Source organism: Pectobacterium actinidiae (assembly GCF_000803315.1).
In the GTDB taxonomy this organism is placed as follows: domain Bacteria; phylum Pseudomonadota; class Gammaproteobacteria; order Enterobacterales; family Enterobacteriaceae; genus Pectobacterium; species Pectobacterium actinidiae.
The window spans coordinates 1,568,768-1,585,228 of the sequence record NZ_JRMH01000001.1 but is presented as its reverse complement, the minus strand read 5'-3'; the positions used below and the strand labels follow the sequence as shown (position 1 = coordinate 1,585,228).

Genomic DNA, 16,461 nt, shown 5'->3' with positions numbered 1-16,461 from the left:
GCAGAAGCGATTGATATATTACCTGCCTCAGAATACGAGCAATTATCGGTGGGCTTCAATGCAACCCATCGCGATCTCCCAGATGACGCCTTAATCCATCAACGGTTTGAACAACAGGTTGCCCAAACGCCTGACGCGATTGCGGTCGTGTTCGGCGCGCAGACGCTTAGCTACGACGGCCTTAATCGTCGCGCCAACCAATTAGCTCACCATCTCCTGTCACTCGGTGTGCAGCCGGATGACCGCATTGCCATTTGTGTAGAACGTAGCGTGGAAACGATCGTCGGCCTATTGGGGATTCTGAAAGCGGGTGCGGCTTATGTACCACTCGATCCGGCTTATCCAGCCGAGCGTCTGGCCTACATGCTTGATGACGCGAAACCGGTCGCACTGTTAACCCAGACGGCGTTGATTGAAACGCTAAACAGCACGTTGCCGCTGGTGATACTGGATGATCCGCAATCCGCCATCTTTAAGTCTGCTCCGCAAGACAATCTGGATGCGACTACGTTGGGGCTCACGCCACATCATCTGGCGTATGTCATCTATACCTCGGGCTCTACTGGCAAGCCGAAAGGGGTAATGATCGAGCACCACAGCCTGTGTAATCTTGCCAGCGCGCAGATTCGTGCATTTGGCATCACTGCGAATAGCCGCCTTTTGCAGTTTGCCTCTTTCAGTTTCGATGCCTGTATCTCCGAAGTGACGACCACGTTGTGTCAGGGAGCCTGTCTCGTTCTGGCCTCTCGCGAGGAACTCTTGCCCGGCGATGCGCTGCTCAATACGCTGCAAACACAGGCCATTACTCATGTGACGCTCCCGCCGATTGCTGCCAGCGCCTTGGATCCTGCCGCCGAGCTTCCTGATTTGACAACGCTGATAGTCGCGGGCGAGGCGTGTCCTCCGGCATTAGCCAAACGCTGGGCAACCGATAAACAGGTCATTAACGCCTATGGCCCGACGGAAAGCACCGTCTGTGCGACAATCTACCATTGCCATCATGCTGACGATGATTTTCTGCCCATCGGGAAACCCATCGACAATACCCACGTTTATATTCTTGATGCGAAGGGACAGCTCGCGCCCCTCGGCGTCGCTGGCGAAATTTATCTGGGCGGCGTCGGTATCGCACGCGGCTACCTCAACCGCCCCGAACTGACCGCCGAGCGCTTTATTCCCGATCCGTATTCCGACCAAGCCGGTGCCAGAATGTATAAAACTGGCGACCTTGGCCGCTGGCTGCCCGATGGCAATATAGAATATTTAGGCCGCAATGATTTTCAGATCAAACTGCGCGGTTTTCGTATTGAGCCTGGCGAAATCGAAGCGCGTCTCATGGCCTGTTCAGGAGTGCAGGATGCCATCGTTATCATCCGGGAAGATAATCCTAACGATAAACGGCTGGTTGCCTATATCCGGCCCCATACCGGTGCTGAAATCGAACCGGCAACATTGCGCCTACAGCTCTCACAGCATCTGGCCGAATACATGTTGCCTGCCGCGTTTGTCACACTGGAACAGTTTCCACTGACCCCGAACGGGAAACTCGACCGTAAGGCGCTCCCAGCGCCTGACCAACTCTCTGCTGCCACCCGCGGCTATGAAGCACCGCAAGGAGACATCGAGATCGCATTGGCGGATAGTTGGAAAACGCTACTGCGGCTGGATCGCGTTGGCCGCCGTGACCACTTCTTCGAGCTTGGCGGCCACTCGTTAATGGCCGTCAACCTGATAGAACGGCTGCATCATCTGGGTTGGACGATTGATGTTAGCCGTATCTTCTCTACGCCCGTACTGTGCGAGATGGCACAGGCGGTACAAGCTAATCAGGATAAACCGGCGTTTTCGGTGCCGCCTAACTGTATTCCAAAACACTGCTCGGCGCTCACGCCCACGATGTTGCCTCTGGCCACGCTCACTCAGGCAGAGCTGGACACCGTTGTCGCTACGGTACCCGGCGGCGCGGCCAATGTGCAGGATATCTATTCTCTTTCACCACTTCAGCAAGGCATTCTGTTCCATCACCGCCTGCAAGAGCAGGGTGATGCTTATCTGCTTAACAGCTTGTTGGCCTTTGATAACCGCGAGCGGCTTGATACGTTTCTGCATGCCCTGCAACAGGTTATTGACCGCCACGATATTTTGCGTACCGCATTCTGCTGGCAGGGACTGACTCAGCCAGTTCAGGTCGTATGGCGTCACGCACCGCTGCCGGTGAATACGTTTGTCCCAGCCTCAGATGACAATATTCTCTCACAGTTGAAAGCCTACACCGACCCGAGCCATCGTCGCCTTAACCTGAATCAGGCACCGCTGCTCTCCGCCGATATCGCCCATAATACGGCGACGGGGGAATGGCTTCTGGCATTCGGTTTCCACCATTTGGTGGGCGACCATATGACGCTGGACCTCATCGTCAGTGAAATCACCCTACTGCTTCAGGGGCGTGCTGAGGCGTTACCGCCTTCACTTCCCTATCGTAATTTTATTGCTCAAATACTGAGTGTGCCGTCCTCTGTTCACGAACAGTACTTCCGTTCTCGTCTGGCGGACATCGATACGCCAACCGCACCTTTCGGCATATTGAATACGCAAGATGACAGCGGACATATCGCTGAAGCACGCCTTCCTCTCGATACTGCATTAGCACAAGCGATTCGCAAACAGGCTCGTCAGCTCGGTATCAGCCCAAGCGTGTTGTTCCATGTCGCATGGGCTCAGGTGTTGGCCCATGTCAGTAACAGTAATGATGTGGTGTTTGGTTCCGTGTTCCTTGGACGTTTACAAGGAACCACGGGGGCAAGCCGAATCATGGGGATGTTTATTAACACACTCCCTCTGCGTATAACCCTCGCAGATCGCAGCGTGCTGGATGTTGTGCAGGAGACCTATCGCGATCTAACAGCAATTTTGGAACACGAGCAGACACCGCTAACATTGGCGCAACGCTGTAGTGGCGTCATTCCACCAATGCCGTTGTTCAGTGCGCTATTCAATTACCGTCATAGTCAGCCGGGAACAACGACAGACAGGGTATGGCGCGGTATGCGTTTGCTCACAGCGGAAGAACGTACCAACTACCCCTTCACGCTGTCAGTCGATGATATTGGTGAGCGGTTCCGTCTGGTTTCTCAGGCTATTGAAGGCATCGATCCGCTGCGTCTCGCACGCTATATGGAAACCGCTCTTCAGGGATTGATTGAAGCGTTGGCCTCGGCGCCACAGCGCCCTATCATGACGCTGCCAATCCTGCCGGACAGCGAACGCCGGCAGGTCATGCTCGACTTCAACGCCACCGACGCGCCTTTCCCACACGATGCCCTCATCCATCAACTCTTCGAAGAACAGGCCGCTCTTACACCACACGCCATCGCCGTACTCTTTGAAGACCAGCACATTTCCTATCAGGCGCTCAACCGCCGCGCCAACCAGCTCGCTCATCACCTCATCGCCCTCGGCGTTAAACCCGATGACCGCATCGCCATCTGCGTCGAGCGCTCCGTCGACATGGTCATCGGACTGTTCGGCATTCTCAAGGCCGGCGCCGCCTACGTCCCGCTCGACCCCGGTTATCCCGCCGAGCGCCTCGCCTACATGCTCGACGATGCCGCTCCCGTCGCCCTGCTCACCCAGGCCGATCGCCATGAGCTTCAGACCCATTCCCTGCCGGTCATCCTGCTCGATACCGCCGACGTCAGCCATCTCAGTGAGGACAACCCCCACGTCGCCGGCCTCGACGCTCACCATCTGGCTTATGTCATCTACACCTCCGGCTCCACCGGCAAGCCCAAGGGCGTCATGAACAGCCATCGCGGACTCTGCAACCGCCTCGTCTGGATGCAGAACACCTATCGCCTTACCCACGATGACCGCGTGCTGCAAAAAACCCCCTTCAGCTTTGACGTCTCCGTCTGGGAGTTCTTCTGGCCGCTGCTCTACGGTGCACGCCTCGTCATGGCTCGACCCGACGGACACAAGGATGCCGACTACCTTGCTCACCTTATCGAGCAGACCGGTATCACCACCCTGCACTTCGTGCCGTCCATGCTACAGCAGTTCGTCCTCTGGGCTGATGCCGGCTGCGCCTGTGATTCTCTGCGACGCGTCATCTGTAGCGGCGAAGCCCTCCCGGCCGAGCTACAGCAGCGCTTCTTTGCCCGTTTCAATGCCCAGCTACACAACCTCTACGGCCCCACCGAGGCCGCCATTGACGTCACCTTCTGGGCCTGTCAGCCGGACGACTATCGCAGCTTCGTTCCCATTGGCCGCCCTATCGCCAACACCCAAATCTATATCCTCGACGCCCTCGGCCAGCCCGTGCCACTCGGCGTCGCCGGCGAGCTCCATATCGGCGGCGTCGGTGTGGCGCGCGGCTACCTCAACCGTCCTGACCTCACCGCCGAGCGCTTCATTCCCGACCCGTTCAGCGACCGCCCCGATGCCCGGCTCTACAAGACCGGTGACCTCGCCCGCTGGCTGCCCGACGGCAGCATCGAATACCTCGGCCGTAACGACTTTCAGGTCAAGCTCCGCGGCTTCCGTATCGAACTCGGCGAAATCGAAGCCCGTCTCATGCAGTGCCACGGCGTGCAGGACGCCGTGGTGGTTGCCCGCGAGGACAGCCCCGGCGATACCCGGCTGGTCGCCTACCTCTGTCCGCAGCCCGGCATCACGCCCGACCCGGCCGACCTGCGTCAGCAGTTGAGCCTGCATCTGGCCGAGTACATGGTGCCCGGTGCCTTCGTCACCCTCGACGCCTTCCCGCTCACTCCGAATGGCAAGCTCGACCGCAAGGCGCTGCCCGCTCCCGACCAGTCCGCCGTCGCCACCCGCGACTACGAAGCCCCGCAGGGGGATGTCGAAATGGCCCTCGCCGCTGTCTGGCAGGAACTGCTGGGACTGGCACGCGTTGGCCGCCATGACCACTTCTTCGAGCTCGGCGGCCATTCCCTGATGGCCGTCAGCTTGATTGAGCGACTCCGTAATGCGGGTCTGACGCTGGATGTGCGCAGCATTTTTTCCGCACCCGTGCTCAGTGAAATGGCACAGGCAATACTGGCACATCAGGATAAGCCCGCGTTTGTCGTGCCCCCTAATCATATTCCAGAGGACTGTACCGCCATCACGCCTGACCTGCTGCCTCTGGTAACACTTACGCAGCAGGAGATCGATACGGTGGTGGATACCGTCGCTGGCGGAGCCGCCAACGTACAGGATATCTACCCGCTCTCACCTTTGCAGGAAGGCATTCTTTTCCACTACCGTTTTCAGGAACAAGGCGACACGTATTTGCTGTACCACTTGCTTGCGTTTCAGGATCGCGATCGTCTTGATACCTTCTTAAATGCACTTCAGCAGGTGATTGAACGTCATGACATTCTGCGCACGGCCGTCTGCTGGCAGGGGCTAAATCAACCGGTACAGGTGGTATGGCGTCAGGCGATCTTGTCCGTCAATACTTTCGAACCTACCTCATCAGATGACGTGCTGACTCAGTTGAAGCAGCGAACCGATCCACGCACCCATCGCCTTAATCTGAATCAGGCACCGTTGCTCTCGGCCGACATTGCCCACGATCCCGCTACGGGGGAATGGCTGCTGGCCTTCGGATTACACCACTTGATTAGCGATCATATGACGCTGACGCTGATCGTCGGGGAAATCCGTCAGTTGTTGCAGGGTCAGCAGGACACCCTGCCGACGCCGCTACCGTATCGTAACTTTATCGCCCAAATATTAAGCGTCCCGAACGCGGAACATGAGGCCTATTTCCGCGAACGGTTGGCGGATGTCGATACGCCGACGATGCCTTTTGATTTACAGGATATACAGGGAGAAGGCGAAAATATCGCTGAAGTTCGCGTACCGCTTTCTGCGCCATTATCCAACGCGATATATCAGCAGTCCCGCCGTTTAGGGATCAGTCCGGGTGTACTGTTCCATGTAGCCTGGGCTCAGGTTCTGGCGCAGACCAGTGGCCGTGATGATGTTGTCTTCGGCACGGTGCTGTTAGGCCGTTTGCAGGGTTCTGCGGGTGCCGATCAGGTCATGGGGATGTTTATCAATACCCTGCCGCTGCGGATTTCTCTTGCCGAACGTAGCGTTTTGGACGCGGTACAGGAAACCTATCGCGATTTGACAACGCTGTTGGCACATGAACAAACACCGCTTGCGCTAGCCCAACGCTGTAGCGGTGTCGCTCCCCCCATACCGCTATTCAGCGCCCTGCTCAACTATCGCCATACGCAGATAAATAAAGATACCCGCCCTTGGGAAGGCATTCGGGTACTGACAGAAAATATACGTACCAACTATCCGTTTACGCTTTCGGTGGATGATATCGGGGACGGTTTCAGTTTCCTGGCGCAAACCAGCACAGAAATTGATCCTGCGCGAATCGCTCACTATCTGCTCACCGCAATCCACGGTCTGGTTGACGCGCTGGAGAATGAACCACAGCGCCCAGTCCTGACGTTATCCATTCTGCCGGAAAGCGAACGCCAGAAACTGTTGGTCGATTTCAACGCCACCGATATCGCACGACCTGGCCCTGCATTGGCCCACGTGCTATTCGAAGAGCAGGTTAAATGTACCCCTGATGCAACAGCAGTGGTATTCGAGTCGCAGTCATTGAGCTACGACGAGCTTAACCGCCGAGCAAACCGCCTTGCCCACCATCTGCTCTCACTCGGCCTACGGCCGGACGATCGGGTCGCGATTTGCGTCGAACGCAGTCTGGAGATGGTTGTCGGCATGCTGGCGGTTCTTAAAGCTGGCGGAGCCTATGTGCCGTTAGATCCGTCTTATCCCGTTGACCGCCTGGCTTACATGCTGGCGGATGCGGCTCCAGTCGCGCTACTGACGCAAACCGATCTGACGACCTTGCTGAATAGCCCGCTGCCCACGATCGAACTCGATAATCTGCCAGCCGCTATCGCTGACGAGGTGCCAGACAGTAATCCTGAACCTCAGTCGCTCGGCCTAACGTCGCATCATCTGGCCTATGTGATTTATACCTCTGGCTCTACGGGTAAACCCAAAGGCGTGATGGTTGAGCATCGCAGTATGTGCAACCTACTTAACGGACAGATTGACGCTCTGCATATTACAGCAGACAGCCATGTGATTCAGTTGGCTTCCTTCAGCTTTGACGTCTGTATGCAGGAATGCTGCATGACGCTGTTAACAGGGGCGACACTCTACCTTGCCGAACGCGCAGCTATCCTACCGGGTCCAGCACTTCGTCAAACGCTGGAAGACCATACGATTACACACATGCTGATAACGCCAACAGCATTGGCGGCACTGGATGGACTTCCGGAAACCTTACAGACGCTGGTGGTCGGCGGTGAAATTTGCCCACCTGCATTAGTCAAACGCTGGGCTGCCGGACGGCATATGTTTAATGCTTATGGTCCAACGGAAACCACCGTCTGCGCCACGCTTTATCCATGCAGTATTCAGGATGAGAGAGAGCCTTGTATTGGCCGCCCGCTTGCCAATACGCGGATCTATATTTTGGATCCGCAAGGCAAACTGGTTCCCATCGGCGCGACCGGAGAAATTCATATTGGCGGTATCGGCGTCGCACGGGGCTACCTTAACCGTCCCGAATTAACAGCAGAGCAGTTTATTACCGATCCGTTTAGCGATGATCCCGGTGCCCGACTCTACAAAACGGGTGACCTGGGTCGCTGGCTGCACGATGGCAACATAGACTATCTGGGTCGTAATGACTTCCAGGTAAAAGTACGCGGCTTCCGTATCGAACTGGGGGAAATTGAAGCGCGTCTTATTCAGTGTTCTGGTGTAAAAGAAGCCGTCGCGATCGCGCGTGAGGATGAGCCAGGGGAGACTCGCCTCGTCGCTTATCTCATTGCACAGCCCGGTGTTGAACTCGTGCCTGCCGATCTGCGTCAGCAATTGGCTCACCATTTAGCCGAATATATGGTGCCCAGTGCATTTGTCACCGTGGAGGCTTTTCCGCTCACGCCGAATGGCAAACTCGATCGCAAAGCGTTACCCGTTCCCGATCAGACGGCCGTAGTGACCCGTACCTATGAAGCGCCCATAGGTGAAAAAGAAACCGTTCTATCGTCCATTTGGCAACATCTGCTGGACTTAACGCATGTCGGACGCCGAGATCACTTTTTTGAACTCGGTGGTCATTCACTGATGGCGGTCAACCTGATTGAGCGATTACGTAATCTGGGTTACCGGCTTGACGTACGCAGCGTCTTTGCATCCCCCATACTTGCCGACATGGCAGAATCGATGCAGGTGCAGCAGGAGAGCAACCTCAGCAGCGTTGCGCCTAATGTGATCCCTACAGATTGCCAACAAATTACGCCTGACTTGTTACCGCTGGTCACGCTATCTCAGGGTGAGATCGACGCTATCGTGGCAAGTGTCCCGGGCGGGGCGGCCAATGTGCAGGATATCTACCCGCTGTCTCCGTTGCAGGAAGGTATTTTATTCCACCACCGATTACAGACACAGGGAGACGCCTATCTGCTCAACAACCTTGTCGCCTTTGATACCCGTGCACGTCTCGATGCCTTCTTGGATGCGCTACAGCACGTCATTGACCGTCACGATATTCTGCGTACCGCTCTTTACTGGCAGGGATTAAATCAGCCCGTACAGGTTGTTTGGCGCCAGGCACCGTTGAGCGTGAATACGTTTGTTCCGGCGCAGGAAGAACACGTTCTGGCACAGTTAAAGGCTTATACCGATCCCAGCGTGCGTCGACTTAATCTTAATCAGGCACCGCTATTTGCTACCGACATTGTTCACGATGATGAGCGTAATGAATGGCTGTTAGCGCTGACATTCCACCACTTGATCGGCGACCATATGACGCTGGCACTGATCATTGATGAAGTTCGACTGATCTTACAGAGCCAGACTGAAGCGTTGCCGACCCCACTGCCCTACCGTAACTTTATTGCGCAAAATCTCAGCGTACCTGCGTCAGCACATGAAGATTATTTCCGCAGCCGATTGGCTGATATCGATGAGCCTACCGCCCCCTTCGGTTTACTGGATATACAAGGCGATGGGGGCAATGTCGTGAAAGCCAGCCAGCAACTCGCCCCGTCGCTCGCGATGGGGATCCGCAAGCTGTGCCGCCAGTTAGGTATCAGCCCAGGTGTGCTATTCCACGTTGCCTGGGGGCAGGTGCTGGCACAAACCAGCGGGCGTGATGATGTCGTCTTCGGATCGGTGTTGCTGGGGCGCCTTCAAGGGTCGGCTGGTGCGGATCGGGTCATGGGGATGTTTATCAATACGCTGCCACTGCGCCTTTCACTGGCCGGACACGGCGTACGCGATGTCGTCCAATCCACCTACCGCGATCTCACCGCCTTACTTGAGCATGAGCAAACCCCGCTTTCCGTCGCGCTGCGCTGTAGCGGCATGACGCCGCCAATGCCGCTGTTCAGTACGCTGCTCAACTACCGCCACAGTCAAACAGAGACGAACGACCACAGCACCTGGAACGGCATAACGCTTCTGGCGACAGAAGAACGTACCAACTACCCCATCACACTCTCCGTAGACGATCTGGGAGAAGGATTTAGTCTGGTGGCTCAAACCGTTAGCGAGATCGATCCCGATCGAATCGTGAATTACATGATGACGGCACTACGCGCGCTCGTTGAGGCATTAGCGATTGATCCGCAGCAGCCTATTCTTAGCTTATCTGTTCTGCCAGAAGCGGAACGCAAAACGCTGCTGCTCGACTTTAACGCGACCGAAACCAAGCTCCCGGACACGCTGCTTCATCATCTGTTCGAACAGCAGGTCGTGCAGACGCCAGATGCTATCGCTATCGTGTTCGAAGCGCAGTTACTCAGCTACGCGGAAATCAATCACCGCGCCAACCAGTTGGCTCATCATCTGCGTTCTCTGAATGTCAAACCTGATGACCGCATCGCGATTTGCGTCGAGCGTAGCCCAGAAATGGTGATCGGTCTGCTGGGTATCCTTAAGGCCGGTGCGGCCTATGTACCACTTGACCCGTCCTACCCAGCGGAACGTCTCGCTTATATGCTGGATGATTCTGCACCCGTTGCGCTTCTGACCCACTCCTCTCTGGCGGCGTCATTGCGCACCTCGGTTTCGACCATCTTGCTGGATAACGTCTCTCTTTTCGAAGCCTACCCAAACAGCAACCCTGCGGCTCAGGCGATAGGGCTGGCACCTCATCATCTGGCCTATATCATTTATACTTCCGGCTCGACGGGTAAACCTAAGGGGGTCATGGTCGAACACCGCAACATTGTGGCATCGACCTACGCGCGGCAATTAACCTATCCCACATTCGAACGGGTACTGCTGCTATCCTCCATTGCCTTTGACAGTGCACTTGCCAGCGTATTTGGCACGCTCACGCGCGGAGGCAGACTCTACCTGCCAGAACAGGCGATAACCGTCGATCCGACGGCCATTTTACATAGGCTTCATGAGCACCGCATTTGCTGTCTTTTGTGCGTGCCGTCTTTAGCCCTGAGCCTGTTGCAGATGAGCCACAATGAGGAACTGACCTCTCTGCAAGCGCTGATTGTGGCGGGTGAACGCTGCCCGCCGGAAATCCACACCGCGATTGAACAGCTCGGTCTGTCAACCGCACTGTATAACGAATATGGTCCAACAGAAGCGACGGTGTGGGCTTCCGTCTACCCTGTAACCTCGCCCGAAGCCTCTCATGAACGATTCACGGTGCCGATTGGTCACCCTATCGCCAATAGCCGTATCTATATTTTGGATCCTCAGGGGCGTCCAGCCCTGCTCAACGCCACTGGAGAAATCCATATTGGCGGCGCGGGCGTGGCACGAGGCTATCTGAACCGTCCAGATCTGACAGCGGAACGCTTTATTCCCGATCCCTTCTCAAACACGCCAGAAGCCCGGATGTACAAAACCGGCGACCTTGGTCGCTGGCTGCCGGACGGTAATATCGACTATCTGGGCCGTAACGACTTTCAGGTCAAAGTACGCGGTTTCCGTATCGAACTGGGTGAAATTGAGGCACGCCTCATGCAGCTTGCGGGCGTGCAAGAAGCGGTGGTCACCGCACGTGAAGATATCTCCGGCGATACGCGTCTGGTTGCCTATCTCCGCGCCCAGCCTGACACCGATCTCAATCCCGCCGAACTGCGTCAGCAGTTAGCTGAACAGTTGGCTGAATACATGGTCCCCAGCGCCTTTGTTACGCTCGACGCCTTCCCACTCACGCCAAACGGCAAGATTGACCGTAAAGCGCTACCCGCGCCAGATCACTCTGCCGTCGCGACTCGCGGCTACGTCGCCCCTCAGGGAGAACTCGAGATCGCACTGGCACAGATTTGGCAAGACCTGCTGGGGCTGGAGCGCGTTGGTCGGCATGACCAGTTCTTCGAACTTGGCGGCCATTCGTTGATGGCTGTCAGTCTGATTGAGCGGTTACGTAATATCGGCCACACGTTGGACGTTCGTAGCGTTTTCTCCGCTCCCGTGCTCTGCGAGATGGCGCAGGCCATACAGGCTAATCGCTCGAAACAACCTCTGGTCGTTCCCCCCTGCCAGATTTCAGCGGACTGCACGGCGATTACACCAGAGCTGCTGCCGCTCATATCACTCTCTCAACGTGATATTGACGCTATTGTCGCGACCGTCCCCGGCGGGGCGGCTAATGTGCAGGACATTTACCCGCTTGCGCCGCTGCAAGAGGGGATCTTGTTCCATTATCTGCTTCAGGAACAGGGAGATACCTACCTGTCGCAAACCGTCATTGCTTTTGATACCCGTGAACGCCTTGATACTTTTCTCAGCGCGCTGCAACGTGTTATCGAACGCCATGACATCCTGCACACCGCCGTCTGCTGGCAGGGGCTTAGCCAGCCTGTACAGGTGGTCTGGCGTCATGCGCGGTTAGCGATAAACACGCTGGAGAGCGACTCAGACGATGATGTCCCCGGTCAGTTGCGCGCCCATACCAGCTCGCATACGCGCCGTATCAATCTGAATCAGGCACCATTACTCACCGCGGATATCGCTCACGATGCTGCCAATCAGGAATGGTTGCTGGCACTCGGCTTCCATCATCTGGTCTGTGACCACATCACACTCGCCCTGATGATTGACGAGATACGCACAATCTTGCAGGGTCACGATGATGACCTGCCAACACCGCTACCTTACCGTAACTTTATCGCTCAAATTTTAAGTGTGCCCATGTCCGCGCATGAAGCGTATTTCCGTTCCCGGTTGGTTGATGTCGACGAGCCTACGGCACCCTTTGGTCTGGTCGATATACAAACTGGCGGCGAGAATGTGGATGAAGCTATGCAGTATCTTGAGCCTGCATTAGCACAAGCGATACGCCACCGGGCAAACCGACTGGGTGTCAGCCCCAGCGTGTTGTTCCACGTGGCCTGGGCACAGGTATTGGCACACATCAGCAACCGTGATGATGTGGTGTTTGGTTCCGTTCTGCTTGGCCGTTTACAAGGGACAGACGGCGCGGACAGGGTCATGGGGATGTTTATTAACACACTGCCGCTGCGCATTTCCCTTAATAACCGCAGCATCATTGATGTCGTCCGTTCAACCTATGATGAGCTCATCTCACTGCTGGAGCATGAACAAACGCCGCTGGCGTTGGCGCAACGATGCAGTGGTGTTATGCCGCCGCTACCGCTGTTCAGTACGCTATTCAACTACCGCCATAGTCAGCACAGTGCCGCTAACCACGACACCACCGTCAGCGTCTGGCAGGGTATGCGCCAGTTGACCGTAGAGGAACGCACCAACTATCCGTTAACCGTATCGGTAGACGATCTCGGCAAAAATTTCCGTCTGGTTGCTCAAACGCATTCAGAAATTGACGCCAGCCGTATCGCCCAGTATCTGGAGACCGCGATTAAGGGATTGATTGAAGCGTTGGCCTCGGCGCCACAGCGCCCTATCATGACGCTGCCAATCCTGCCGGACAGCGAACGCCGGCAGGTCATGCTCGACTTCAACGCCACCGACGTCCCTTTCCCACGCGACGCCCTCATCCATCAGCTCTTCGAAGAACAGGCCGCTCTCACACCACACGCCATCGCCGTACTCTTTGAAGACCAGTACATTTCCTATCAGGCGCTCAACCGCCGCGCCAACCAGCTCGCTCATCACCTCATCGCCCTCGGCGTCAAGCCCGATGACCGCGTCGCCATCTGCGTCGAGCGCTCCGTCGACATGGTCATCGGACTGTTCGGCATTCTCAAGGCCGGCGCCGCCTACGTCCCGCTCGACCCCGGTTATCCCGCCGAGCGCCTCGCCTACATGCTCGACGATGCCGCTCCCGTCGCCCTGCTCACCCAGGCCGATCGCCATGAGCTTCAGACCCATTCCCTGCCGGTCATCCTGCTCGATACCGCCGACGTCAGCCATCTCAGTGAGGACAACCCCCACGTCGCCGGCCTCGACGCTCACCATCTGGCTTATGTCATCTACACCTCCGGCTCCACCGGCAAGCCCAAGGGCGTCATGAACAGCCATCGCGGACTCTGCAACCGCCTCGTCTGGATGCAGAACACCTATCGCCTTACCCACGATGACCGCGTGCTGCAAAAAACCCCCTTCAGCTTTGACGTCTCCGTCTGGGAGTTCTTCTGGCCGCTGCTCTACGGTGCACGCCTCGTCATGGCTCGACCCGACGGACACAAGGATGCCGACTACCTTGCTCACCTTATCGAGCAGACCGGTATCACCACCCTGCACTTCGTGCCGTCCATGCTACAGCAGTTCGTCCTCTGGGCTGATGCCGGCTGCGCCTGTGATTCTCTGCGACGCGTCATCTGTAGCGGCGAAGCCCTCCCGGCCGAGCTACAGCAGCGCTTCTTTGCCCGTTTCAATGCCCAGCTACACAACCTCTACGGCCCCACCGAGGCCGCCATTGACGTCACCTTCTGGGCCTGTCAGCCGGACGACTATCGCAGCTTCGTTCCCATTGGCCGCCCTATCGCCAACACCCAAATCTATATCCTCGACGCCCTCGGCCAGCCCGTGCCACTCGGCGTCGCCGGCGAGCTCCATATCGGCGGCGTCGGTGTGGCGCGCGGCTACCTCAACCGTCCTGACCTCACCGCCGAGCGCTTCATTCCCGACCCGTTCAGCGACCGCCCCGATGCCCGGCTCTACAAGACCGGTGACCTCGCCCGCTGGCTGCCCGACGGCAGCATCGAATACCTCGGCCGTAACGACTTTCAGGTCAAGCTCCGCGGCTTCCGTATCGAACTCGGCGAAATCGAAGCCCGTCTCATGCAGTGCCACGGCGTGCAGGACGCCGTGGTGGTTGCCCGCGAGGACAGCCCCGGCGATACCCGGCTGGTCGCCTACCTCTGTCCGCAGCCCGGCATCACGCCCGACCCGGCCGACCTGCGTCAGCAGTTGAGCCTGCATCTGGCCGAGTACATGGTGCCCGGTGCCTTCGTCACCCTCGACGCCTTCCCGCTTACCCCGAATGGCAAGCTGGATCGTAAAGCCCTGCCGGCACCAGACCAAACGGCGGTCGTCAGCCATGGCTATGAAGCCCCGCAAGGTAAAGTGGAAATAAGGCTAGCGCATATCTGGCAGACGCTACTGGGCTTGGAAAAAATTGGCCGCTATGACCATTTCTTTGAACTTGGCGGTCACTCGCTGCTGGCAGTGCAATTACTCAACCACATGCGTGAACAGGACATGGAGGTATCACTTGCTACGCTCTTCTCTCATCCCACGCTGTGCGATCTGGCCTTTGTCGTTAGCAGCGATACCTCAGCGACATCAGGATCGCCGTTTGATGTGAACCCTGTACCGCTAAGCCCAGAAGGGAATCTCCTGCCGCTATTCCTGATACACGAATCTTCCGGCGACCCATTAGTCTATTCGACCTTCGCCACGCTGCTGCCAGCTGCTGTGCCTGTCTACGCGCTACAGGCGTTAGGTCTACATACGCTGCCGTCGCCGCCAGCATCTCTTGAGCAACTGGCGACTTGTCATCTAAATGCTATCCGCCGTATTCAGCCTCATGGCCCTTATCGTCTTGCCGGATGGTCATTAGGTGGTTCGATTGCCTACGAAATCGGACTACAGATTCGCGATAGCGGTGAGGAGGTCGAGTTTCTGGGCATGATTGATTCTTATAATCTCCATCGGCCAGATGCCCACGTAAGCGAGCAAAAAAGCGTTGATTCCCATAGAGAGCAAAGTGATGAGCAGGAAAACATCAATATCATCTTTATCTATTTACGCAATCACATGCCAATGGTCGATGAACAAGCGTTGGAGGAGTTACGAGCGCTCGCAGATATCAACCAGATAATCGCACGTTGCCATGAACGCCAATGGCTCCCGTCTGGCATTACAAAAGAGGATATTCTTCTGCGCCTCAACAGCCAAAGAGCTATCTTGCAGCTATCCCAACATTACCAAACGCCAGCTTCAACGCTGCCGATTCACCTCTATCGCTCAGAACACACCACGGGTGACGATATCTGGGGGGAATGGCAAGGCATCGTCGGTAAGGAGTCCATGCTTCACCCTATTGGTGGAACCCATTACACGATAATGCAGCCGCCGCTACTGAATCAGGTTGCCGACTCGTTTAGCGATTTCCTGTTACCCAATGACTATGTGCCAAACATCGTTATCCAAAACGGTACACCGGGAATTCCTCCGCTTTTTTGTATCCCTGGTGCAGGAGCCAATGCTTCCAGCTTTATTGAACTGGCGCTGGCGCTGCCGACGCAACAAGCGGTCTGCGCCTTGCAAGCACGCGGCCTAACAGAAAGCGGCCAGCCGCCTTACATCAGCGTCGAGGGTGCCGCGCGAGCCTATCTTCGGGGAATACGGCAAAAACAACCTCATGGACCTTACCATTTGATGGGGCATTCCTTTGGCGGCTGGATCGCATTTGAACTCGCTTTGCAGTTACAAGCGCAGGGAGAATCGGTTGCCAGTCTGATACTGGTTGATACCGATGCTCCTGATGCTAAGACGTGTCCGCCAAAATCGATTGATCGCGTTGAGACGATGATGAAACTGATCGAGATCTACAACATGCTCCTCGAGCAGCCTTTAGCGCTAACACGCTCTCAGTTTGCGGACAGTGTAGAGGAGGAGCAGATAACACAGTTACATCGCGCTCTGGTGAAAGCCGGTATTTTCTCTACACAGACGACCCGATCGCTGTTGCAGGGAATTGTTCAAGTTATGCAGGCCAATCTGAACACAGTGTATACGCCACGAGCTCGCTATAACGGAAAAGCTTATCTGGTTAGTGCCAAAGAGGGGGATATCGATGAAAGAACGACAAACGACAGCGAATGGAGCACGCATGTTAGCCAGCTAGAACCGATCCTGATGCCGGGCAACCACATGACGATGCTCGCCATGCCACAGGTCGGGCGACTTGCAGATTGGCTATGGCAGACCTTGAACCCTAAAAAATAG

General features: G+C 56.4%; 1 protein-coding gene (running past one end of the window). It reads left to right on the top strand.

From position 1 onward, the window contains the following. Positions 1-16,461, top strand: partial view of a non-ribosomal peptide synthetase gene (locus tag KKH3_RS06645; protein ID WP_052201303.1) — the 3' portion only. Its footprint begins 4,689 nt before the window's first position; only the last 16,461 of its 21,150 coding nucleotides appear in the window; the start codon falls outside the window, past its left edge; it ends in the stop codon at positions 16,459-16,461.